Annotated in this window: 18 protein-coding genes; 8 read left to right on the top strand and 10 right to left on the bottom strand. The window is 70.9% G+C overall.

Annotated elements, in window-relative coordinates:
• Nucleotides 1-397 precede the first annotated feature (397 nt).
• Together thrB and thrC are read right to left on the bottom strand one after the other, a co-directional pair.
• A complete protein-coding gene (thrB, locus tag OG589_RS00640) occupies nt 398-1,327 on the bottom strand; it encodes a homoserine kinase (protein ID WP_405145208.1) in 930 nt (309 codons plus the stop codon).
• Nucleotides 1,328-1,370: 43 nt separating this feature from the next.
• Nucleotides 1,371-2,429, bottom strand: coding sequence for a threonine synthase (gene thrC, locus OG589_RS00635; protein ID WP_405145207.1), 1,059 nt, complete (start codon nt 2,427-2,429; stop codon nt 1,371-1,373).
• 326 nt (nt 2,430-2,755) lie between these two features.
• On the opposite strand from thrC, the gene OG589_RS00630 reads away from it, so the two are divergent.
• Nucleotides 2,756-3,910: a class I SAM-dependent methyltransferase gene (locus OG589_RS00630; protein WP_405145206.1), complete on the top strand. Its 1,155-nt coding sequence runs from the start codon at nt 2,756-2,758 to the stop codon at nt 3,908-3,910.
• A gap of 349 nt (nt 3,911-4,259) precedes the next feature.
• On the top strand, nt 4,260-5,990 hold the full coding sequence (locus OG589_RS00625; protein WP_405145205.1) for a glycosyltransferase: 1,731 nt from the start codon (nt 4,260-4,262) through the stop codon (nt 5,988-5,990).
• An 82-nt stretch (nt 5,991-6,072) separates the two neighbouring features.
• Here OG589_RS00625 and OG589_RS00620 read toward each other — a convergent pair whose 3' ends face one another.
• The 5 genes from OG589_RS00620 to OG589_RS00600 all read right to left on the bottom strand — a co-directional run bounded on the left by OG589_RS00620 (nt 6,073) and on the right by OG589_RS00600 (nt 12,712).
• A complete protein-coding gene (locus OG589_RS00620; RefSeq protein ID WP_405145204.1) occupies nt 6,073-7,863 on the bottom strand; it encodes a glycosyltransferase in 1,791 nt (596 codons plus the stop codon).
• Complete coding sequence (locus OG589_RS00615; protein WP_405145203.1) at nt 7,860-8,975, bottom strand: glycosyltransferase family 2 protein; 1,116 nt, start codon at nt 8,973-8,975, stop codon at nt 7,860-7,862. Before OG589_RS00615 ends, OG589_RS00620 begins: the two co-directional genes overlap by 4 nt.
• 95 nt (nt 8,976-9,070) lie before the next feature.
• Nucleotides 9,071-10,357: a homoserine dehydrogenase gene (locus OG589_RS00610; RefSeq protein ID WP_405152248.1), complete on the bottom strand. Its 1,287-nt coding sequence runs from the start codon at nt 10,355-10,357 to the stop codon at nt 9,071-9,073.
• A gap of 101 nt (nt 10,358-10,458) precedes the next feature.
• A complete protein-coding gene (gene lysA / locus OG589_RS00605) occupies nt 10,459-11,841 on the bottom strand; it encodes a diaminopimelate decarboxylase (RefSeq protein ID WP_405145202.1) in 1,383 nt (460 codons plus the stop codon).
• Between the two features lie 127 nt (nt 11,842-11,968).
• Nucleotides 11,969-12,712, bottom strand: a complete 744-nt coding sequence (locus tag OG589_RS00600) for a DALR anticodon-binding domain-containing protein (RefSeq protein WP_405145201.1) — start codon at nt 12,710-12,712, stop codon at nt 11,969-11,971.
• A 42-nt stretch (nt 12,713-12,754) separates the two neighbouring features.
• Between OG589_RS00600 and OG589_RS00595 the strand changes: the two genes are divergently transcribed.
• Nucleotides 12,755-12,901: a hypothetical protein gene (locus OG589_RS00595; protein WP_405145200.1), complete on the top strand. Its 147-nt coding sequence runs from the start codon at nt 12,755-12,757 to the stop codon at nt 12,899-12,901.
• Nucleotides 12,902-13,138: 237 nt separating this feature from the next.
• Here OG589_RS00595 and OG589_RS00590 read toward each other — a convergent pair whose 3' ends face one another.
• The gene (locus OG589_RS00590) at nt 13,139-13,978 is read right to left on the bottom strand and encodes an SCO6745 family protein (RefSeq protein WP_405145199.1); all 840 of its coding nucleotides are present in this window, start codon (nt 13,976-13,978) and stop codon (nt 13,139-13,141) included.
• Nucleotides 13,979-14,199: 221 nt separating this feature from the next.
• Between OG589_RS00590 and OG589_RS00585 the strand changes: the two genes are divergently transcribed.
• Nucleotides 14,200-14,994, top strand: a complete 795-nt coding sequence (locus OG589_RS00585) for a F0F1 ATP synthase subunit A (protein ID WP_405145198.1) — start codon at nt 14,200-14,202, stop codon at nt 14,992-14,994.
• Between the two features lie 110 nt (nt 14,995-15,104).
• Here OG589_RS00585 and OG589_RS00580 read toward each other — a convergent pair whose 3' ends face one another.
• Entirely contained in the window at nt 15,105-15,317 is a 213-nt protein-coding gene (locus OG589_RS00580; protein WP_405145197.1) for a DUF397 domain-containing protein, read from the bottom strand.
• Between the two features lie 117 nt (nt 15,318-15,434).
• Between OG589_RS00580 and OG589_RS00575 the strand changes: the two genes are divergently transcribed.
• Nucleotides 15,435-15,863: a VOC family protein gene (locus OG589_RS00575; RefSeq protein ID WP_405145196.1), complete on the top strand. Its 429-nt coding sequence runs from the start codon at nt 15,435-15,437 to the stop codon at nt 15,861-15,863.
• 140 nt (nt 15,864-16,003) lie between these two features.
• The gene (locus OG589_RS00570) at nt 16,004-16,723 is read left to right on the top strand and encodes a GNAT family N-acetyltransferase (protein ID WP_405145195.1); all 720 of its coding nucleotides are present in this window, start codon (nt 16,004-16,006) and stop codon (nt 16,721-16,723) included.
• Between the two features lie 81 nt (nt 16,724-16,804).
• Here OG589_RS00570 and OG589_RS00565 read toward each other — a convergent pair whose 3' ends face one another.
• A complete protein-coding gene (locus OG589_RS00565) occupies nt 16,805-18,865 on the bottom strand; it encodes a hypothetical protein (protein WP_405145194.1) in 2,061 nt (686 codons plus the stop codon).
• A gap of 114 nt (nt 18,866-18,979) precedes the next feature.
• Between OG589_RS00565 and OG589_RS00560 the strand changes: the two genes are divergently transcribed.
• Both OG589_RS00560 and treS read left to right on the top strand, forming a co-directional pair.
• Nucleotides 18,980-20,644, top strand: a complete 1,665-nt coding sequence (locus tag OG589_RS00560) for an asparagine synthetase B family protein (protein ID WP_405145193.1) — start codon at nt 18,980-18,982, stop codon at nt 20,642-20,644.
• A 306-nt stretch (nt 20,645-20,950) separates the two neighbouring features.
• Nucleotides 20,951-22,639, top strand: coding sequence for a maltose alpha-D-glucosyltransferase (gene treS / locus OG589_RS00555; protein WP_405145192.1), 1,689 nt, complete (start codon nt 20,951-20,953; stop codon nt 22,637-22,639).
• Nucleotides 22,640-22,641 lie beyond the last annotated feature (2 nt).

Below are 22,641 nucleotides of genomic sequence, written 5' to 3'. Positions count from 1 at the left end.
GTGGTGCGACCCGGCGGGACAGACCGGGTCGGGCTGTACGAATTTCTGAGGTGTCGGGAAGCCGGTGCGTCGAACCGGCACATGGCCGTCACCGTCGAGATTCGCGAGCCGTTGGGGGCCCGGGGGTCGCCCCCCGGCTGGTTACCGCCGACCAGATGTCGATGTCCGTCGAACGCGCATGTCCCCGATTACGCCGCTTCTCGACGCGCCAACCGGATGTGGACCAACCGGAGGTGATCAATTCGGGAAGCCCGCTGTGCGGCCCACGTCTTGCGACGGAAGGCGCGATCCAGCGATGTATGGCTGACAAGCACGCACCCGCAACGGGGGCATCTGGTGCGGCTATCAGCCTAACATCACCAGCGCACACTGCTATTCCCTGAAGGTCGAAGATGCATCAGCGTGTCTCGGGAAACTGAACGCTCGCGCCAGACTGGTCGACGTCCAATGGCTGGATGTGCCAGTCACTACCCACTTCCGACGCGATCAAATCATGGGTATCCGTCGTTCCGAACACGAGAACCGTCGGACCGGCTCCCGACACAACGGCGGGCATCCCTGCCACGCGGAGACGTTTTACCAGATCAGCCGTGCCCGGCATCGCAGGCGCGCGGTAGATCTGATGCAGACGGTCTTCGGTGGCGGCTAGCAACAACCCGCTCTCCGGCCGCTGGGTAAGCGCCGCGATGAGCAGGGCGGCGCGTCCGGCGTTCGCCGCTGCGTCGGCATGCGGCACGTCCTTCGGCAGAAGCCCGCGCGCCTCCTCGGTGGAGAGCCGGGTTCTCGGCACGCACACCACAGGTCGGACGCCCCCATGCGGGCTCAACTTCAGCTTACGCGGAGTTCCGTCCAGGTCGGTCCACGCGATGGTGAGACCTCCGGACAGGCACGGCGCGACGTTGTCGGGGTGGCCCTCGATCTCGGTGGCCAGCGCGAACACCTCGTCGTCCGGCATGCCGGGCGCGGCGAGCGCCCGGGCGGCCATGATGCCCGCGCAGATGGCGGCGGAGGACGAGCCCAGCCCCCGTGCGTGCGGGATGCGGTTGAGGCACCGCAGCCGGATGCCGCGCGGCTGCGGGACTCCCGCGCGGTCGAACGTGGCGCGCATCGCCCGCACGATCAGGTGACCCTCGCCGGTGTCGAGCTCCCCCGCGCCCTGGCCCTCGACCCGCACCTCGACGGCGCGGCCGCCCGAGGGCACCTGGTCGACGAGGCCGGCCTCGACCTCGTCGTACAGGGTGAGGGCGAGGCCCAGCGAGTCGAATCCCGGGCCGAGATTCGCGCTGGTGGCGGGCACGCGAACGACGACGGTGTTGCTCGTTGCCATGCGTTTCCTCGTTTTTCGTCGGTCTCGGGCGCTCTCGGACGCGTCAGGCGAGCTCGAGGGCGCCGGCGGCCGCGAAGGCGTCGACCGGGATCGTCAGCGGGGTGGGCGCTCCGGAGATCGCCCAGTCGGGGTCCTTCAGGCCGTTGCCCGTCACGGTGCACACGACGCGCTCGCCCTGGCGGAGAAGCCCCTGCTCGTGGGCCTGGAGCAGGCCTGCCACGCTCGCGGCCGAGGCCAGCTCGACGAACACGCCCTCCTCCTGCGCGAGGAGCTTGTACGCCGCGGCGATCTGCCGGTCGGTGACGGCCTGGATGGCTCCGCCCGACTCGTCGCGGGCGGCCTCGGCGAGCCTCCAGGAGGCCGGGTTGCCGATGCGGATCGCCGTGGCGATCGTGTGCGGGTGGGTGACCGGCGCGCCGTTGACGATGGGCGCCGACCCGCTGGCCTGGAAGCCGAGCATGCGCGGCGTCTTGGTGGCCATGCCGTCCGCGGCGTACTCGCGGTAGCCCATCCAGTACGCCGAGATGTTGCCGGCGTTGCCCACGGGGATGCAGTGCACGTCGGGCGCGTCGCCGAGGGCGTCGACGATCTCGAAGGCCCCGGTCTTCTGCCCCTGGAGCCGGTGGGGGTTGACCGAGTTGACCAGGGCGATCGGGTAGTTCTCCGCGAGCTTCCTCGTCATCTCGAGGCAGTCGTCGAAGGATCCGTCGACCTGGAGCAGCTTGGCGCCGTGGACGAGCGCCTGGGCGAGCTTGCCCATAGCGATCTTGCCACGCGGGACCAGGACCGCGCAGGTCAGCCCGGCCCGGACGGCGTAGGCCGCGGCGGAGGCGCTGGTGTTGCCGGTGGAGGCGCAGATGACCGCCTTGGCGCCCTCTTCGAGGGCCTTGCTGATCGCCACGGTCATGCCGCGGTCCTTGAAGCTGCCGGTGGGGTTGAGCCCCTCGACCTTGAGATGGACGTCGCACCCGGTGAGGGCCGACACGCGTCTCGCGGGGACCAGCGGCGTGCCGCCTTCGAGCAACGTGACCACGGGCGTCGTCGTGGTCACGGGGAGCCGGTCACGGTATTCCTCGATAAGGCCACGCCACGCCCTGAACATTTGTTGCTCCTCCCGCGCCCGGCCCAGCGCGAAGCGGGCCCGACAGCGCGTAACCATGGGTCCGCTGCCAGCGGTATCAAGCAATGAGTCTACGGGGGGCGCAAACCCCGCCGCGTCGCCCGTCCACAGGCTGGACCGCCTCGGCAAACCATTGACATCAATCCTCGGGCAGGCACCCTCGCGCCGGCCCCGAATGCGGCCAAGACCGCATCCCTGAAGAACCCTCGAAATCCTCACTGTCTCTTTAGCATCTTTTCCACCAGAATTGGGGAATCACCGTCCCCAAAATGGGGCCGACTACAGATGCCCGGAGGGGAAACGTCGCCGTGACCGACGACCAGATCTTCCACGCTTGTCACGGCACCGATGTGAACCCGGCCCGTCCTGACGCCGGGAACATCCATACGGCCCGCGAATCCGGGCACGCCGACCGCCTGCACTGGATTCTCGACCACCTGCCCGCGAGCCGACCCGGGCGTCCCGTCGCCGTGCTCGATCTGGGCTGCGACGACGGCGAGCTGTCACTGCTGCTCGCGGAGCGGGGCGACCGGGTGACCGGGATCGACGTGGAGCCGCCCGCCATCGCCCGCGCGCGCCGCCTGCGCGACCGGCTCCCGGCCGACGTGGCGTCGCGCACGGAGTTCGCGGTGGGCGACGGACACGGCCTGGACGGCGTCCCGGACGGGTCCTTCGACGCGGCCGTGGCCGGTGAGGTGCTCGACCGCGCCGGGGATCCCGTCCAGGTGCTCGGGGAGCTCCACCGGGCGCTCCGGCCGGGGGCCACGCTCGTGTTCACGGTGCCCTACGGCGTGAGCGAAGAGATCCTGCGGCTCGCCCAGGCCGGGAGCGCCGAGCCCGAGGACGACGGGCCGGCCGAGGTGCGCCCCGGGCCGGACGACGACGGCGAGCGCCGGCGGGTCTTCTACCACGGCAGCCTCCGCCACCTGGTCGAGCCGCTGTTCGAGATCCGCGAGCTGACCGTGCTGCGGCGGCACCTGGCCGGAGTGGCGGTACGCCGCGACGAGCAGCGCGGCACGCCCGGTTTCGCGCTGAGCCGTGCCGAGACGGCGTTCCTGCAGCGCGAGCGGCACCTGCACGGGGAGATCGGCGAACTGCGGGCGCGCTGCGCCGAGATGGCCGCGCGCGAGATCGCGCTCATGCGCGCCGGAGAGGACCTGCTCGGCCGCAACGCCGAACTGCGCGCCGAGGCCACCCGTCTCCGGCACCGCGTGGGCCACCTCGAAGGCCGCCTCGCCGAGTACCGCGAGCTGATCGCCCGGCTGCGCCGGTCGCGGGCGTGGCGGCTCATCACCGCCTACCGCCGCGTCCGCCACCCCTCCGGCGGGAAGGTCACGGGCCGGGACGCGGTCGCGCCGGTCGCCGCGAAGCTTCCCCTGGTGATCACGGCGTCCACAGGTGCCGCGCGGCCCGCCCTGCCGGCCCGTACGGAGGCGCCGGCGCCGGTGACCCCCGCGAAGTAGCGCGCTTCGGCCGCGAAGGCGCGCGCCAGGAAAAGGCTGTGCGTCAGGCGGGAAGGTGACCCGGGCAAGGTGGTCCGGAAAGGGTGTGCGCTCGGCGGGGAGGTGGCCCGGTAAAGGCGTGAGTAAAGCCCGCGTGGTTAGCGAGGGATCGCCGGGGGCATTGAAGGATCCGCAGGTGGCGGTCATCGTGAGCTGTCAGGGCCTCTTATGAAGCTCCCAGGTTCCTTGTATAGGGTCGGCTCCCGGCGGCCAACCGGAGCGACGAAGGAGCGATCATCTTGACCCGCCGCGTCGACCGCGCCACGACAGCACGTCACCGACGAACGCTTGAGGCAAGGGCTTCCTCCTCATGACTGATACCCCCAGAACCCCGAGACCCCCTGTTCCTGCCGGGGCGGGCGACCGGCCCGTCATCCGGCACAACGACTACTCTCCCCTGGTCCCGCCCTCGCTGGGCGAGTGGACGCCCCGCCTGCCGGTCAGCGTGGTCATCCCCGCCTACGGCGGCCGGCGGCGCCTCGACCTGACGCTCGCCGCGCTGGCCGCGCAGACGTACCCCTCGGGCCTGATGGAGGTCGTCGTCGTCGACGACGGCAGCGAGCCGCCGCTGCGGCTGCCCGACATCCGCCCGGAGAACACCCGCGTGGTCCCGAGCGCGCCCGGCGGCTGGGGTACGGCCCACGCGCTGAACACCGGGGTGCGCGCCGCGGAGGGGGAGATCGTCCAGCGCCTCGACGCCGACATGGTGACCTCCCGGGAGCACATCGAGGCGCTCATGCGCTGGCACCACCTCACCGACTACGTGGTGACGATCGGCGCCAAGGTCTTCGTGGAGGAGCCCGCCCTGACGGCGGCCGAAGTGCACGCGGCGGTGCGCGAGGGAGCGCTCGACACGCTTTTCGACCTGTCCAGGGCCGTCCCCAGCTCGACGGAGGCGACCATCCGCCGCCTGGACGGGCTGCGCGCCAGCAAGAACCCGTATCACGTCTGCACCGGGCCGACCGTCTCGTTCCGCCGTGCCCTGTTCTTCCAGGTGGGTGGCCTGGATCCCGAGGTGCTCAGGGGCGAGGACACCGAGTTCGCCTACCGGCTGGCGATGAGCGGCGCCGTGTTCGTCCCGGACATGGAGGCGCGGGCCGTCCATCTCGGGATGCCGGCGCAGCGCGTCGACAGGGAAGCGACCGTCCGGGTGGTGGCCCCCTTCCTGGCCCACCGGGTGCCGCTCCGCCGCGACCTGCGCAAGGAGCCCGGAAGGGGCTGGCTGGTGCCGTACGTCGAGGTGGTGCTCGACGCGGAGGGCTCCACCGAGCCTGAGGTGCGCGCGGCGGTGAGCGCGGCGCTGGGCGGGAGCCTGCCCGATGTGGCGGTCACGCTCGTCGGGCCGTGGGGGGAGCTGGCCCAGGGCCGCCACCCGGTGCTCGGTGATCCCGACTTCGAGCTGCGGCTGGTCCACGAGCAGTTCCGGTACGACAAGCACGTTCGCATCACCCCTGCGGCCGTCCCCGACCCGGCGCCCATCCCGTTCCGGTACACCGGACCGGTGGACGTGCCGCTGGGACGCCGTTCGCTGGAGCTGATGATCAAGGCCGTCACGGATGACCGGGCCGGGCTGCTGGTGGTGGAGTTCCCCGACGGCCGTACGGCCCGACTGGAACGCACCGACGCCCTCAACCGCGCCCGCCTGCTCACCGCACCGGGCGCGAATGTCCCCTCCGGGACTGGACCTCTCCCCCGGACGGACCATCTTCCCAGGGTCGGGGATCTCACCGGGGAGGATCTCGCCGGGGTGATCGAGCGGACCCACGGGGTGCGGCGCGGCCGGGCCGCCGAGTTCTGGCCACAGGCGACCGGCAGACCCAAGACGGTGCCGGCCGACGACGGCCGAGCCGGGGCCGGGCCGGGCACGCCCGGCGGAGGGGCCGCCGGAGGGGCCGCCGACCCCACTCCGGAGCGACCCCCTGGCGACAGGCCGGGAGCCTCGGAGCCGGCGGGCCACACGCGCCAGCCTGCCCGTACCGCCTCCGGGCCGGCCCGCGAGAAACTCACCAGCCGACTGCGTACAGCCCTCCGCGGACGCTGACAAGCGATCCACACGGCCCAAGGGGCCACCGGTTCAGACGGCCTAGCGGCTCAGACGGTCCAGCGGTTCAGGTGGTGAATCGCTAGGTGGTGGGCGTTGGGGAGGAGCCCTCGGGGGTCGGGGAGGTCGCCTGGCCGGTCTGCCCCTCGGGCGGCGTCACCGGGCCGGTCTCTCCCCCGGGCGGCGGGGACGACGGGGAGCCGTTGGCCGCGGGCGGCGACCCGGCTCGCCGGGCGGAGATGCGCTTGATCATGGTGCGCAGACGGCTCGCCTTGAGCGTGGCGACCTCCCTGCGCAGACCGCCGACCTCGCGGCGTAGATCGACGGCGGTCTTGCGCCACCGCCCGGACTCCTCGCGCCACTTGCCCACCTGGCCGCGCAGCCGCTCGACCTCCTTGGTGAGCCTGGCCACCTCGGCCTCGGTCTCCAGCCTGGCCCGGTAGGCCATCCTGCGGCCCCTGCCCGGGGAGGTCTCCGTGGACGGCACGAAGCCCAGCGTCTCGCCGTCGATCCACAGCGAGCCGAAGACGTCGTCGACCGCTTCGTCGTACCGCCCGGCGCCCGTTTCGGCGTACGGGCGGGAAGGGGGCTCGGGGGCCGTGACGAGGGCGGCGCGGGCGAAGGCGGCGCGGCGTTCCAGACGGGCCTCGGCCACGCCCTCGGCGGTCTCGGCGAGCAGCACGCTGACCAGCCCGTACCCGCCGTCCACCGCGAGGTCGAGCAGCCGGGCGAGGGTGTCCTCCCCCGGCACCCAGCCCGCGGGGAGGCGCAGCCGGAACGGTGCGAGGCGCTCGGCCTCGGACGCCGTGAGCCGCACCCGGCCCTCGTAGGCGTAGTGGCCGTGGACGAGGGTCAGGTCGAGACGGGAGTCGGTGAGGGGAGCCCGGCGCTCGGGGACCATGGAGTCCCAGGGGCCGGTCAGCAGCACCGAGACGTCGGGGACCGTGCCTGCGAGGACGGCGTCCACGGTGGCGCGGGTCTCCTCGTAGCCCTCGGCCTCGACCACGACTTCGAGGTACGGCACCTTCCACTGGCGCGTGGGATGACCGCGGAGCCAGCGGTACTGGGGGACGCGGTCGCCGATCAGGGCGTGGCTGACCCGGTCGATGGGCTGCTTGTCGCGCATGCGCATCGACGGCCCGAGGTGGAACCCGCGGGCCAGCGGCTCGGGGACGAACACCGCCCCCGCCTGCGCCAGGCGGTACCCCATTTCGGTGTCCTGGCCGAGGATGAGCTCCTCGTCCATGGGCCCCGCGTCGTCGATGAGCCGGCGGTTCACCGAGGTGGCGCCGCCCACGTGCAGGCTGAAGGCGCGGTTCGGGGTCTCGGTGAGGCCGTTGGTGCGCTCGACCAGGTCGACCAGCCACTCGTGCGGCTCGGCCGGCTCGAAGAGCTTCGCGAGGTCGTCCGCCGCCGCCACGACCTCCGGCGGGGGCAGCGCGGCCGTCGTGAACCGCAGGTAGCTGGTCACGACGAGGTACGGCGCGAGGTGGTGCCAGCGCATGTGCGCCTCGACCTCGTGCCGGTCGGCGACCACGTCGGAATCGAGCCAGTGGATCACCTCGCCGGTCGCGGCGGCGAGCCCGGCGTTGCGCGCGTTGGCCCTGCCGGGCGTGTCGCAGACGATCAGCCGGGTGCCGGGCGGGCGGATGCCGGGCAGGCGCAGGGCCGGGCTGCTGCCGTTGTCGACGACGACGACCTCGATCAGCTCCGCGGGGTAGCTCTGCGCGGAGAGCCCGGCGAGCACGAGGTCGAGCTTCTCCTGGCCGTTGTAGGCCGGCACCACGACGCTCACCCGGAGGCTCGGAGTCCAGGCGCCGAGCGCCGGAGGGTCGAGCACCGTGTAGTCGTTGCCGCGGATCCGCCGTGTCATGAGGCTTCCAGGATCAGGCTCGGGCGGAAGCCGCGCCACTGGTTCGCCGCCACCCGCAGGAAATGCGCGAGGGGAAGCTGCCAGGTGTGCCCGGCGGCGAGCGATCGGCGCAGGACGTACCCGAGGCCCTGGGTGCGGTAGATGCGGGCGCCGGCGGCGTGGGCGGCCTTCAGGAACTGGGCGTCCACCCCCCGCGGCACCCCCTCGAACCCGCCTATTTCCTGAAATTTCGCCCGAGCGAGGAAGATCGTACCGCCGGCGACGTGATCGGACCAGATCTCGCTGGTGTAGTCGGTGCGGCGGATCGTGACGTTCAGCGGCTCCAGGTAGAAGAACTCCGCCGTCGTGCCCACGATGTCGGCCCCGCTGTACGCCCGGGCCAGCAGCAGGTCGGAGAGATGCTCCGGGGAGTACCAGTCGTCGTCGTCCCACTTGGTGATCTCGTCGCCGCCCGCCCTGGCCGCCGCCTGGTTGAGCACCTCGCCGAACGGCGTGGCCTCGTCCGCCTCCACGACCGTGACCGGCAGCGGGAAGCCGTCGAGCGCCCGGCGCACCTCCTCGTGCGACGCGGGGACGCCGTGCAGCCCGAGCAGGACCTCCACCTCGACGTCGCGCTGGCGCGCGATCTGGGCGAGCGCGGACCCGAGCAGGTGCGGCCGTTTGCTGGACATCACCACGCTGACCTTCGGCACGGCGGCGCCGTGCGGGCGCGCGGGACGTGTCGCGTGGCGCCGCAGCCGCAGGCTGTGCTCCTCCCTGCGCAGGTCGCTCACCGAGCGGAGCGACGCGTCGCGCGGGCCGGGGGCCCAGGAGGTGAGCAACCCGGCGAGCCCGGCATCGGCCTCCTCGACCCAGGCGGGCACGTCGTCGGCGTACACCGGGACCCCGGCCGAGGCCAGGCCGAGGATCGTCTCCAGCACGTCGGCCCGGCCATGCGGCCAGCGGACGCGCAACCCGTCGAGGGGACGGAGCCGTACGATGTCGGCCGCGCTCAGGGGGAGGTTCGCGGCCTCACCGGCGAGCCGGGGCCGCCCGTCCTCGAAGGCCAGGTCGGCCGCGCCCGCCGACGGAGTGCGCACGTAGCCGAGCGGTGTGGGATCGCCCTCTCCCAACGCGCCACCTCTCATTCGAGCCCCGCGGGGGGCGGGGGAAGACGGCCGTCACCCAGGCCCGCCGTCGAGACCTTCACCCGAGCCCGGAGCCGGGGTCAGCGCGTGTCGTCGCCCTCGACGCGCATCACGCTGGTCACGCCTCTGACGATGTCGAGCTCGCGGAGGTCATCTATTGTCGCGGACAGCGCGGCGTCGTGGGCCCTGTGGGTGACGAGCACGAGCTGGGCGTCGTCGCCGTGGCCCTCCTGGCGCACGGTCTGTATCGACACGTCGTGCTTGGCGAAGATGTCGGCGACCCTGGCCAGCACGCCCGGCTTGTCGGCGACGTCCAGGGACACGTGGTAGCGCGTGATCGTCTCGCCCATCGGGTGCACGGGCAGGTCGGCGTAGGTGGACTCCTGGGGCCCGTGGGTGCCCGCGATGCGGTTGCGCGCCACGGCGACCAGGTCGCCCAGCACCGCCGAGGCGGTGGGGGCCCCGCCCGCGCCCTTGCCGTAGAACATCAGCTGCCCGGCGGACTCGGCCTCGACGAACACCGCGTTGTACGCCTCGCGGACCCCGGCCAGCGGGTGGCTCCTCGGGATCATCGCCGGGTGGACGCGGACGCCGACCGAGCGGCCGTCGTCGGACCTGGCGCAGATGGCCAGCAGCTTGATGACGTACCCCATGGCCTTGGCGCTGGACACGTCGGTGGCGGTGATCTCGGTGATGCCCTCGCGGTGCACGTCGGCGGCCGTCACCCGGCTGTGGAAGGCCAGCCCCGCGAGGATCGCCGCCTTGGCGGCGGCGTCGAAGCCCTCGACGTCGGCCGTCGGGTCGGCCTCGGCGTACCCGAGGGACTGGGCCTCGTCCAGCGCGTCGGTGAACGAGGCGCCCGAGGTGTCCATCTTGTCGAGGATGTAGTTGGTGGTGCCGTTGACGATGCCGAGCACGCGGTGGACGCGGTCGCCCGCCAGGGACTCGCGCAGCGGCCGGAGCAGCGGGATCGCCCCGGCCACGCTGGCCTCGAAGTACAGGTCGACGCCGTTCTCCTTGGCGGAGCCGTGGACCGTGGCGCCGTCCTCGGCGAGCAGGGCCTTGTTGGCGGTGACGATCGACTTGCCCGTGGACATGGCGGCCAGGATGAGCGACCTGGCCGGCTCGATGCCGCCGATCACCTCCACCACGATGTCGACGTCGTCCCTGGTCACCAGGGCCTCGGCGTCGGTGGTCAGCAGAGCGGGATCGATCTCGCTGTCGCGCTTGCGGCCGAGGCGCCTGACCGCCACCCCGGCGAGCTCCAGCGGGGCGCCGATCCGGGCGGCGAGGTCGTCGGCCTGCTCGTGCAGGAGCCTCACGACCTGCGAGCCGACGACTCCGCAGCCGAGCAGCGCGACCTTCAGCGGCTTGCCGGCCCCGCCGGGCTTCTCATGCCTTCCGCGCCTGTCGGAGGCCGGCTCGGGGGACTCCTGAGTGCCCTGAGGCCCTTCGGGTTCGACGGGTTTCACGCTTGCCCCCTCAACAGGTCGTCCTCGGTCTCCCTGTGCACGATCACGCGCGGCACGCCGTCCCTCACCGCGACCACCGCGGGCCTCGGGAGGTAGTTGTAGTTGTGCGCCAGCGACCGGCAGTAGGCCCCCGTAGCCGGGACGGCGAGCAGGTCGCCCGCCGCGATGTCCCTCGGCAGCCACACGTCGCGGACCACGATGTCACCGCTCTCGCAGTGCTTTCCGACCACCCGGGACAGCACGGGATGGGCGTCGCTGGTGCGGGACGCCAGCACGCAGGTGTAGTCGGCCCCGTACAGCGCGGTGCGGAGGTTGTCGCTCATGCCGCCGTCGACGCTGACGTACGACCGGAGGCCCTCGACGTCCTTGACCGTGCCGACCTCGTAGACGGTCACGCCGCCGGGGCCGGCGATGGCCCGCCCGGGCTCGACCGTGAGCCGGGGCACGGGAAGGCCGGCGTCCTCGCAGACCCTGGAGACGATCTCGCGGAGGCTGTCGGCGATCACCTTGATGTCGGGCGCGTCGTCGCCCTCGACGTAGGCGATGCCGTAGCCGCCGCCGAGGTCGAGCTCGGGCAGGACGACGCCGTGCTCCTGCTTGATCTGTGTCAGCAGCACCGCGAGGCGCCGGGCGGCGACCTCGAAGCCCGCCGTGTCGAAGATCTGGGACCCGATGTGGGAGTGCAGGCCGACCAGCTCCAGCTGGGGCAGGGCCAGGATGCGGCGCACGGCCTCGGCCGCCGCGCCGCTGTTGAGCGAGAGGCCGAACTTCTGGTCGTCGTGGGCCGTCGCGATGAACTCGTGCGTGTGCGCCTCGACGCCGGTGGTGACCCGGATCTGGATCTTGGGCCGCACGCCCAGCTCTTCCGCGAGGTAGCCGACGCGGGCGATCTCGTCGAAGGAGTCGACGACGATGTGGCCGACCCCTGCCCGCAGCGCCCTTTCGAGCTCGGCGTACGACTTGTTGTTGCCGTGCAGGGCGATGCGCTCGGGCGGGAAGCCGACGCTCAGCGCGACGGCGAGCTCGCCGCCGCTGCAGACGTCGAGCCCGAGGCCCTCCTGGTCGACCCAGCGGGCGACCTCCTTGCACAGGAACGCCTTGCCCGCGTAATAGACGTCGTCACCCTGGAAGGCGGCCTTGTAGTCGCGGCAGCGGGAACGGAAGTCGTCCTCGTCGACCACGTACAGAGGGGTGCCGTACTCTCGGGCGAGATCGCGGACGTCCACGCCGGCGATCGTGATCGCGCCGTCCACACGGCCGGACATCCGCGGCCAGATGGTGGGGACGAGCGTGTTGAGGTCGGCGGGGGCCTGCGGAGGACGCTCCTCGGGCAGCACCTCCGCGTGCCGGTCACCGGCGGGATGGGCGAATCGACTCACCCGCATGAGGCTATCCGACCCCGTGATCCCACCGCGCCCGATGCTCAACCAGCGAGACAACGAGGTGGAAGATCTCCAGAACGGCAGGCCGCCAGGCGTACCACTTCCGGCTTTTTGCCCGTTTTTGTCATATTTTCTCGGGAGGGGTCTCCCCCAGTTCTGTCAACCCCTCCCCGAGGACCTTCCGGACCGCTCGCGCCAACCAGACGCGGGCCGCATGAGCGCCGGTCGGCGCCTCGTCGCCCTTCGGGATCGCCGGGACGTGCTCGAACGCGTCGTGGTAGGCCCCGGCCAGCCGCTCCAGATACGCCGCCCGGCCCGCGTCCTGCCCCTCCCGCCTGCTCGGCGCCTCGGCCAGCACCCTCAGCACCGCCCGGTCGCAGGGATCGCCGAGCAACTCGGGCCGGAAGATCTGGACGTCCATGCCGAGGTCGCGGCACCACCGCTCGACGGCACCCGCCCGCACGTAGGCGTACCTCACGGCGAATCCGGGGTTGCCCCACGTGCGCGGCGCGTCCGGCCACGGCGCCTCCGCCCGGTCACGAAGCGCCGGCGCAGTCTCGGCGGGCACGGTGGGCTCAGCGGACACGGCGGGCTCGGCCAGGATCTCGCGGACGATCTCGCCCGGCTCGGCCACCTCGATCACCAGGAAGCCGTTCGGCCGCACATGGACCGCCCGCACTCCCGGCTCGGCGCGAAGCCGTACCGCCAGCTCCTCGGCGACCTCGCGCGCCGGCGCGCCCGCCCGCCTCAGCGCCGCCGTCGAGACGTACGCCGCTTCCCGCTCCCACGACCCCTGCGGGACGGGAGACGAGCCGAGGATGGCGCGCAGCCTCTCCACGTTCACCCCCTCGGCATGCCTGACGACCACAGGGCCCACGCTACGGTGCTTCCTCCGGCGGCGAGGTGACCGATGTCCGGCATCGAGCGGTACCGGCTGGATCGGGCGGCGATGCTCTACAAGCACATAGGCACCTTCATGAAGGACGAGTCGGGTGTGGCGCCCAACGTCAGCAATCCCATACCTATGGTGATCGACTGGTCGGAACTGCAGTTCTGATCACCCTGGGCTCGGCATACCCCACGGGCATCGCCTAACAGCGCCTTCTACAAGTGGTTTCCGGTACGCGCTTCGGCCGGCGGTTCTGTCGGTGGGGGCGGGCATACTGCGGGCCTCGAGTGCCGTGCCTCGTAGTCCGCGGGTTCCTGCTTCCCGGAAACACGAAGCACCCGAGAACGCCGCTCCCGCAGGAGAGGCCGGTTCCCGACATGTCCCGGCGTGCCCGCCGTCAGGCCGTCACATGGTCAGCTTGAGCAGTCCGCCGTCCACCACGGCCCGGCCGAATCCCCTGGCCAGTTCGGCCAGACGGGCGCACCCTTCCTCGCCCAGTGCGGCGTAGGCCGGCAGGGCGAGCGCGTCGGTGCGGCTCTCGATTCGCGCGCGAAGCTCCCGGCCCTGCTCGCTCAGCGTGAGCCCTTCACCCAGCAGGCCCCGCGAGCGCAGGCCGTCCTCACCTTCGGTCCACTCCTCCTCGGTCCAGCCTCGGCTGAGCTTGAGGAAGACGACCGGCAGGTCCCCGGTGGCCGCGTGCAGGATCAGCGCCTCGCGGCCGGTGAGACCCTCGTTCACCAGGGCCGCGATGTGGCCGTCGCCGCGATATTCGCGCAGCAGCGTCTGGGCGTGCCACAGCTCGAGAAGCGGATCCTCCGGCCAGGGAAGCGCCGCGTGCGCGGCGAACAGTGGACGGCCGTCGAGTCGCTCGCAGGCCGCCTCGGCCGCCCTACGGGCCAGCGCGAGCGTCTCCTCAAGATCGGGATGCGAGTCGATGCCCGCCCTGCGCAGGGCCGCTTCCGCCGCCTCCAGTCTTGCGGCACGCAGTTGCCCGGGGCTCGTCACCTCCCACGCGGCCGGGAGGGCCTGCCGGACGAGATGGGGGGAGAAGTTGTAGAAGGTCGCGATGACCACTTCGGGCGAGGCGGGCCCGAAGGCCGCGGCGCGGGACGCGAAGTACGCGTGTCGCGGATTGCCCAGGCCAAGGGTGGCGTACCGCTTGGCGGCCTCCGGCACAAAGTAGATCATGCCGTGCAGCGGTTCGAGGCGACGCCATGCCTGGCGAGCGACGTGAGGATCGACCATCTGCCGATCCTGCCACACACACCGACCAGTCGGTATGTGCAGGCCGATCACAGATTCCACACGGAACGGCCCGCGAGGTCGAGTGCGGCGGCCACCGGTAGCCGCACCGGATACGGCTTTCCCGGATTGCATTGTCATTGACGGACGAAACCCACAATAAGGCCATCCGATATATGTCATTAAGATGATTTTCCAGCGTAGATAACCTAGAAGGGACCGCCGTGCGGACGACGATCCTGATCACCTCTCCCGGCACATTCGAAGCCCCAGGACTCGAACTCCTCCACTTCTCCCCGATCTTCCCCGGCGGGCCGGAATGGCTCACCAAGCCGGTACTGATCGCCATGCTCAGCTCGGTCGTCATCATCGCCGTGTGCTGGGCCGCGTTCGCCAAACCGAAGATCGTGCCGCGAGGCTGGCAGAGCATCGGCGAGTACGCCTACGTGTTCGTGCGCGAACAGGTGGCCAAGCCCAACCTCGGCAAGGACGCCGACCGGTGGATGGGTCTCCTGCTCACCGTTTTCCTGACTGTACTGGTCTGGAACCTGATGGGCGTCATTCCCCTCATCCAATTCCCCGTGGCCGCGCACATCGCCTTCCCCCTCGTGCTGGCGATCAACGTGTACGGCATCAAGCTCTACATGGGCGTCAAGCACCACGGCGTGCGCGGCTACCTGAAAGGAATCGTGTACCTACCCGGCCTACCGGGCTGGGCGTACGGGCTCTACGCCCCGCTGATCCTCGCCGAGACCTTCATCAACTCGCTGTTCACGCATTTCATCCGGGTGTTCGCAAACATGTTCGCCGGTCACATGATTTTGGCCTTCTTCAGCTCGGTCGGCTTCTGGTTCCTGTTCGAGAAACTCAGCCCGCTCGGCGCGGGCGTCGGCGTGCTCGGCGTGCTGATGACGATCCTGATGACCGCGTTCGAGATGTTCATCCAGTTCCTGCAGGCATACCTCTTCGCCCTGCTCGCCGCGATGTTCATCGCCAGCGGCCTCCACGGCTCACACTGACCCCGCACCTTCAAGCCCCTCACGAATACGGAAAGCGACCCGAGCCCCGCCTCGGGTCGCCCCACCCCGCAGGTCACACCAAGGCCGGCACCCCCGCAGCGCCCCACCGCTCACGGAGCCAGGGCGCCGTCCTTCACTCCGGCGATGAACGCCTCCCACTCACCGCGAGGAAACTTCAGCACCGGCCCGTCCGGGCGCTTACTGTCCCGTACGGCTCGAACACCGTCCATTCGATCGGGCGCCGCGACCTCTACGCAGTCTTGTCCATTCCCGCTTCGAGAGCTTTTCCGCCACGCAGCAGAAGTCAGGTTCCTCGCGAACATCGCCGACTCCCGCAAGGCCATAGCCGCTGGAAAGGACAGGACCCCGAACGCGCCGAAGTACTGACCGGCGCGCTCGGAAGGCGAGGTTCTGTCGGAGGGACTCGGCATACTGCCGCCATGGAACCTCGCGTCTCGTTGATCACCCTGGGCGTGACCGATCTAGCTCGCTCCTACCGGTTCTACAAGGAGGGGCTCGGGTTACCGACGTCGCGCACCCCGGAGGACGGCATCGTGTTCTTCCAGACCTCAGGGGTCACGCTCGCGCTCTTCCCGTACGACCAGCTCGCCGAGGACGTCGGATCTGGCTGGGACATGCCGCGCTCAAGATTCACCGGGATCACGCTGGCGCACAACGTCCGCGAGAAGCACCAGGTCGACGAGGTGCTCGCGCTGGCGGCAGCCGCGGGGGCGGAGATCGTCAAACCGGCCGCGGACACCTCCTGGGGCGGATACTCCGGATACTTCTCAGACCCGGACGGGTACCTGTGGGAGGTCGCCCACGGTGCCTTCGACTTCAACGCAGACGGTTCACTACGCGTGACCTGACACGCGGTAGTAACAGGTGCGTGACGCCGGTGCCCTTGATGACCCGCGGCGTAGTGAGCGTCACCGGGGTTTTCGCCAGGTCGCCGAAGAACTGGACGCCGTTCTGGAGCAGACCGGCACCGGTCAACGATCATTGACGAATGCACCCGAGTTCCCTGGATCACGCGCGCAGGATGTGGGCGGGCCTGGCTCGCGTACCCATCGTGTTTCCGCCGCGTGGTGGTGTGAGTGTGGTCGCCTCACCTGAGTCGTGGTTGTGCCCACCCGGGTGGGCGGGGATCGTCGTACTGGGCGGGGCGACGATCGCGACGGTCCCCGACAGCCGCTCGGTCGAGTTCGTGCGTGATGCGCTGCTCGCGCAGTCCGGACAGGCGACGATCGACCTCGATCGGCTCCGGGCGACGTCGCGAATCAGCGATGTACTCGGCCCGGCGACCCTGGCCTATCTCGACGCCGGGGATTTCACGGCCGTGCATAGCACCGCTGATGTCGAGAAGCTACCGGCCGCTCATCGTGACCTTCGGTCATTCCTGGCGTCGGCGGGAGATGCCGACAGGGACGAGAGCGGCCTGGAGGAGATCATGTCGGCGGCCTTCGTCGTCCGTGACGGCCAAGACGTGATCGCCGCTGCCGGTTACCGCTCCTGGCCAGACTCGGTCGCGCACCTGTCCGTCCTCACTGCCGCCGGTCATCGAGGACGGGGCCTCGCGCGGCTCGCGGCCTCCGCGGCGATCGCGGAGGCGCTGGAGGACGGGATGCTCCCCCAGTGGAGAGCGCGCCCTGAGCCTTCACGGCGCGTCGCACGAGCGCTCGGCTTCCGGGAACTGGGAACGCAAGTCAGCATCCGGCTCACCACCTGACAATGGGCCTCGCTTCGCTCGGGCTCTGTTGACCAGGCTGTACGGAGGTAACGGTGGGAACCGTGTCACTCCGGGTTGGGGTCAGATCATGGCGAGGGGTTCGGCGGGGGTGTAGCCGTGCAGGTGGGAGGAGGACAGGAGGCGCGCCTCGGTGGAGGGGCGGCGGCAGACGTAGGAGTAGCGGTCGGCCGAGTAGACGCGGATGCCGTCGGTGCGGCACTGGCGCATCAGCACGTCGTCCCACTCCTCCGACACGTCGGCGATGCCCAGGTCGACCAGGGTCTGGCGGCGGCCCAGCAGCGTTCCGCCCCCGAGCTCGGGCACGAAGCGCTGCTCTGCGCCGGGCTGGCGCAGCAGTGTCGCCCCGGTGCCCTGGATGTGCGCGTAGAACGAGGCCTTGCCGAGGATCTCGGCCTCCACGGCCGAGAAGTACCGCACCAGGTCGGCCAGGTAGTGCTCGCCGTACAGGTCGCGGGGGTCCAGGACGGCGACCAGGTCTCCGTCGGCCAGCCGGAGCGCCCGGTCGAGCGCGGCGCCCCGGGTCACCGGCGCGCCGGTCTCGCGTACGACCACGTCGCCCCCGTGCACCGCTCGCGCGGCCTTCTCCACGACGGCGGCGTCCAGCCCCTCGGCGACGATCACGAGCTGGCCGGGAGCGTGGGCCTGCCCGCGGAGCTGGGCGAGCAGGTGGTCGAGCTCCATGGCACTCGTGACCGCCGTCACGGCCGTGATCGTGGCGGAGTTCCGCACCGAGGGCAGGCCCGCCACCTCGAGCAGCGGGTCGAGCAGCGGGGTGACCGGCGCCGTGGCGCGCCAGGCCACGTGGGCTTCCGAGGCGCATTGGAGGTCGGCCGCCAGGTACTCGCCGATCGAGTCCACGGCCCGCCGCAGCGAGGCCTCGTCTCCGGCGACGGGGGCGGCGAGCTGCATGATCGGGGTGCCGCAGGCGTACAGCTCCTCCACGGTGCGCGCGTCGGCGTCCGGCCCGGCGAGCACCATCGAGACCGAGCGGTAGGCGGTCAGCAGGTCGTCGTAGGTGGCCTTGTCGGTGATCAGCGGCCGCCATCCGGCGCCGGGCGGCGGGTCGCCCTGGACGGCCGTCCCGAGCAGTCCTACGCCGGCCCGTCCGTTGGCAATGGCCCCGTTGGTAACGGCCCCGGCACCGTTTCCGGGCTCTGTGCCGGGGACGGTGGGTACGGGGGCCGCCGGGATGAGGTTGTGGACGCGGGGTTGCACGGCGTGGGGGAGGATTCCGATGCGGTCGTGGCGCAGGGCGGCCCGCCACTCGCGCGCCCTGGCCTCCGAGGTCGCCAGCACGTGGTCGAAGAGCGAGGCCATGGGCACGCTGGTGGAGATCGGGCCGCCGGAGTGCCAGAACATCGTCCGGATGCCCCTGCGGGCGCACTCCTCGACCAGGTCGCGCAGGCCGCGGGACCGTCCAGCGAGCTCCTCCAGCCACCGCCCGCCGTTGCCCTGCCGGGGTCCGGGCCGTACGGACTCCACGAACAGCAGGTGGGGACGGTGCTCGTCCAGCATCGCCCGCCAGTTGTCGGGGCCGAAGTTGGTGACCTGGCGCCATTCGTAGCGGAACAGGGCCTCGGACTGCCGGTCGACGATGGCGGCCACGGTGAGGTACGGCCGCGCCAGGGGCCCCTTGGGGACCACGAAGCCCTCGGCCATGGCCGTGGACGCCGCCGGTCCCGCCGTCTCGGGGACGACGGGCGCCACGGGCGGGACCTCGGCGGCCGGGGGCACCGGCGAGAAGTCCGAGCGCTTCGGCGCCGAGCGCTTGCTGATCGGGGTGCGGAGGGTGCGGGCGACCTCGCCGGGGTTCTTGGTGTGGATGGCGTCGCCCAGCTTGGACCACCGGCTGGCCTGCACGGACTCCAGCCGCCACTGGGCGACCTCGGTCTGGTAGCGCTGCTCGGCGAGGCTCTTCGCGAGCTGCGCCGCCTGCCTCTCGGCGGCCTTCAGCCGGGCCTCCGCCTCCCGCATGCGGGTGACGGCCTCCGCCTCCGACACGGCGGCCCTCGCGAGCCGTTCCTGGTAGTCGGCCAGCAGGCGGGTGAGCTCGGCGGCGCCTGAAGCCGCCGCCACGGCCGCTTCGAGAGCCGACCGGGTGCTCTCCAACTCTTCACTCATGCCATCACCGTGTCCCCAGACGTCGAGCAAGAATAATCGCAGATCTGGGTCGACCATCTCGAACCACGACAAGTCCGTACACTCGGCAGGTATTCGCCGAGGGGGGGAGATCCAGTGCGCAAGGGGATGTGGCCGGAGTACGCGGCGCGGCCGTACGTCTGCGGCGCGATCGGGGCCTACGACCCGGCCAGGCTGGAACTGCTCCGCGACGCGGGCCCCCCGGTGCGAGAGGTCCACCGGGCGCAGGACGCGGCGCTGCTGAGCTCCTCGCCCCTGTCCTCGTACGGCGAGGACGCCGGGCGCTTCGCCTGGGCGGAGCGGGGGCCGGGCGGCGCGATGTCCTGGTGGGCGGCGGGCGAGACCTGGGAGACTCCCGGGCTGATCGACGAGCCGGACGCCGTCACCCTGCACACGGGCGCGTTCGGGCTGATCGACGTCTACTACCTGGCGGACGGCGACGCGATCTACTTCGCGGGCGGCATCGAGCCGCTGCTGGCGCTCGCGCGCAGGCCGTACGAGGTCAACTGGGACGCCTGGGCCGCCATACTCAAGCTGACCTACCCGCTGCTGGAGGACACGCCCTACCGGGAGGTCAGGCGGCTGCCCGGCTCGACCGCCCTCGTCTGGTCACGCCCGGCCCGCAGGATCACCGTCGAGAAGCGCACCCCCCGCTGGGTGCGGGAGGAGCCGTTCGACCGGGGTGTCACGGCCGGTGACATCGTCGCGCTGCTGCACGAGGCGCTCAAGCCCTTCGACGACCGGCCGCTGCTGGTGCCGGTGAGCGGCGGGTACGACTCGCGGCTGCTGGCCTCGGTGGCGACGGCCCGCAAGATGGACGTCGAGTCGTGGACGACCAGCCCGGACGACGGCCTGGACAACGACATCGACTTCGCCCGCTACATCACCCGCGAGCTGGGCATCTCCCACCGGATCGTCCCGCAGGACCCGGCGGCGTACCCCGACGAGGCGCGGTGGGCGGCACGCAGGCTGGAGTACCTGACCAGCCACCACGCGTGGTACTCCCCCTTCGCCCGCGAGGTCCACAAGGCGGGACGGGCGGTCGTGGACGGCCTCGCGGGCGGGCCGCTGATGAAGAACTTCCTGATCACCGCGGACGCGGTGGGCGCGGGATCCTCCGCCGACCGGCAGGCGGCCCTGCTCGCCGCCCTCGCGACCGGGGAGCCGCACCTGCCGATGCTGTCCGCGCCCGCGCTCGCGTTCGTGGACGACCGGGTCGGCGCGGCCTTCTCCCAGGCGACCTCGATGCTGCGCGGCCACAGGTCGGAGCTCCCGCTGAGCGTGCTGCACACCCGTACGGCCAGGGGCATCGCCCGCTCCCCGGTGAACCTCGTCGGCCCGGAGGCCACGCCGGTCTTCCCGTTCCTGTATCCGGACTTCTTCGACGCCACGCTGTCGGTGCCCGTGGACCGCAAGGAGGGCGGGAAGTTCTACCGCGAGATCCTCCGGGCCGCGAACCCGCGCGTGGCCGCCCTCCCCTCCACCAACGGCGCGCTGCCGCACCGCCGCGTGCCGCTCCGCTCGAACGGCCCGGCCGCGCGCGAGTGGAACCACCGAATGCTGCTGAAGGCCGCGACGGTCCAGGGCCTGATGTCGGAGCGGATGCTCGACGTGATCGCCCGCGGTCCGGACGCGCTGACCGCCTTCGGCTCGTGGAACTCCCGTTTCTGGCTGCGCGGGCTCGTGCTTTTCGGCTCCTGGCTGACCGACTACGAGGACGTACTGGGCGACCTCACGCCACCGTGGTCGGGCGCCTCGTGAACCGCTTCACAAACCGCCCGGAAACCACCCTCCGACCTGCGGAGACACGGAGGGTGCGCGGCACATTACGCGGGCGATCTCGGGAGTGTGACCGATTACGCGGTTGGCACGCTGGGCCACCCTGGCTGATCGTCTTCGGATGACCCTTATGGCCTGCTAGTCTTCCGCGAAACAGCGCCGAAACACGCTGCGCACCGAGCCACCCCTTCGGTGCCGGCGTCGGGCGGGAGCCGCAGGGATGACGGCTCCGACGGCGCGAGCCCCCTTGTGTTGCACCGCCCTACTCTCTTGATGCGAGCCATATCTATGAGCGCTTCACCATGCCCGGAATCAGTTTCCGAAGACTTCATCTCCTCCGACCCCCGGTGGTACAAGAGAGCCGTCTTCTACGAAGTGCTGGTGCGCGGCTTCCGTGACTCCAACGGCGACGGAACCGGCGACCTGCGAGGTTTGATCGAGAAGCTCGACTACCTGCAGTGGCTCGGCGTGGACTGCCTGTGGCTGCTCCCGCTGTACGAGTCGCCGCTGCGCGACGGCGGTTACGACATCGCCGACTACATGAAGATCCTCCAGGAGTTCGGCGATCTCGGGGACTTCGTGCAGCTGATCGAGCAGGCACACCAGCGGGGCATCCGCATCATCACCGACCTTGTGATGAATCACACAAGCGACCGGCACCCGTGGTTCCAGGCCTCCCGGCACGACCCGACCGGCCCGTACGGGGACTTCTACGTGTGGTCGGACGACCCGACGCGCTACCCGGACGCGCCCATCATCTTCGTCGGCGCCGAAGAGTCCAACTGGACCTACGACCCGGTGCGCGGCCAGTACTACTGGCACAGGTTCTTCCACCACCAGCCCGACCTGAACTACGAGAACCCGGCCGTTCAGGACGCCATGCTGGAGGTTCTGAGGTTCTGGCTCGACCTGGGCATCGACGGCTTCCGCCTGGACGCCGTGCCGTACCTCTTCGAGCGCGAGGGCACCGCCTGCTCCGGCCTGCCGGAGACCCACGCCTACCTCAAGCGGGTCAGGGCCGAGGTCGACCGCCTGTACCCCGACCGGGTGCTGCTCGCCGAGGCCAACGGCTGGCCCGAGGACGTCGTGGAGTACTTCGGCGACGCCACCACGGGCGGCGACGAGTGCCACATGGCGTTCCACTTCCCGCTCATGCCGCGCATCTTCATGGCGGTACGCCGGCAGTCGCGGGAGCCGATCTCGGAGATCATGTCCCGCACCCCCAAGCTCCCCGAGAGCGCCCAGTGGGGCATCTTCCTTCGCAACCACGACGAGCTGACGCTCGAGACGGTCACCGAGGAAGAGCGCGACTACATGCACGCGGAGTACGCCAAGGACCCGCGCATGCGGGCCTACCTCGGCATCCGGCGCAGGCTCGCCCCGCTGCTGGAGAACGACCGCGACCAGATCGAGCTGTTCACCGCGCTGCTGCTGTCCATGCCGGGCTCCCCGATCATGTACTACGGCGACGAGATCGGCATGGGCGACAACATCTGGCTGGAGGACCGCGACTCGGTGCGCACGCCGATGCAGTGGAGCCCCGACCGCAACGCCGGCTTCTCCAGCGGCGACCCCGGCCGCCTCTACCTGCCGGCCATCATGGACCCGATCTACGGCTACCAGGCCGTCAACGTCGAGGCCCAGATGAAGAGCGGCTCGTCGCTGCTGCACTTCACCAAGAAGATGCTGGAGGTGCGGAGGCAGCACCCGGTGTTCGGCACAGGCGCCTACACCGAGCTGTGGTCGCCGAACTACAGCGTGCTGGCGTTCGTCAGGGAAGAGGGCGGCGACCGCATGCTGTGCGTCAACAACCTCTCCAAGCACCCCCAGCCGGTGGAGCTTGACCTGCGGCGGTTCGCGGGCATGACCCCGGTGGAGTGCCGGGGCGACGTGGCCTTCCCCGTGATCGGCGAGCTTCCCTACCTGCTCACCCTGCCGGGGCACGGCTTCTACTGGTTCTCGCTCACCGAGCGCTGAGG

The organism is Sphaerisporangium sp. NBC_01403 (genome assembly GCF_045040145.1).
Classification (GTDB): domain Bacteria; phylum Actinomycetota; class Actinomycetes; order Streptosporangiales; family Streptosporangiaceae; genus Sphaerisporangium; species Sphaerisporangium viridialbum.
This window is presented reverse-complemented; position numbering and strand designations above follow the sequence as displayed.

Excerpts from the sequence above, each read along its gene's own strand:
- thrB (WP_405145208.1), bottom strand. The coding sequence starts at position 1,327 with ATGGCAACGAGCAACACCGTCGTCGTTCGCGTGCCCGCCACCAGCGCG.
- thrC (WP_405145207.1), bottom strand. The coding sequence starts at position 2,429 with ATGTTCAGGGCGTGGCGTGGCCTTATCGAGGAATACCGTGACCGGCTC.
- OG589_RS00625 (WP_405145205.1), top strand. The coding sequence starts at position 4,260 with ATGACTGATACCCCCAGAACCCCGAGACCCCCTGTTCCTGCCGGGGCG.
- OG589_RS00620 (WP_405145204.1), bottom strand. The coding sequence starts at position 7,863 with ATGACACGGCGGATCCGCGGCAACGACTACACGGTGCTCGACCCTCCG.
- OG589_RS00595 (WP_405145200.1), top strand. The coding sequence starts at position 12,755 with ATGTCCGGCATCGAGCGGTACCGGCTGGATCGGGCGGCGATGCTCTAC.
- OG589_RS00590 (WP_405145199.1), bottom strand. The coding sequence starts at position 13,978 with ATGGTCGATCCTCACGTCGCTCGCCAGGCATGGCGTCGCCTCGAACCG.
- OG589_RS00580 (WP_405145197.1), bottom strand. The coding sequence starts at position 15,317 with ATGTTCGCGAGGAACCTGACTTCTGCTGCGTGGCGGAAAAGCTCTCGA.
- OG589_RS00575 (WP_405145196.1), top strand. The coding sequence starts at position 15,435 with ATGGAACCTCGCGTCTCGTTGATCACCCTGGGCGTGACCGATCTAGCT.
- OG589_RS00570 (WP_405145195.1), top strand. The coding sequence starts at position 16,004 with ATGCACCCGAGTTCCCTGGATCACGCGCGCAGGATGTGGGCGGGCCTG.
- OG589_RS00565 (WP_405145194.1), bottom strand. The coding sequence starts at position 18,865 with ATGAGTGAAGAGTTGGAGAGCACCCGGTCGGCTCTCGAAGCGGCCGTG.
- treS (WP_405145192.1), top strand. The coding sequence starts at position 20,951 with ATGAGCGCTTCACCATGCCCGGAATCAGTTTCCGAAGACTTCATCTCC.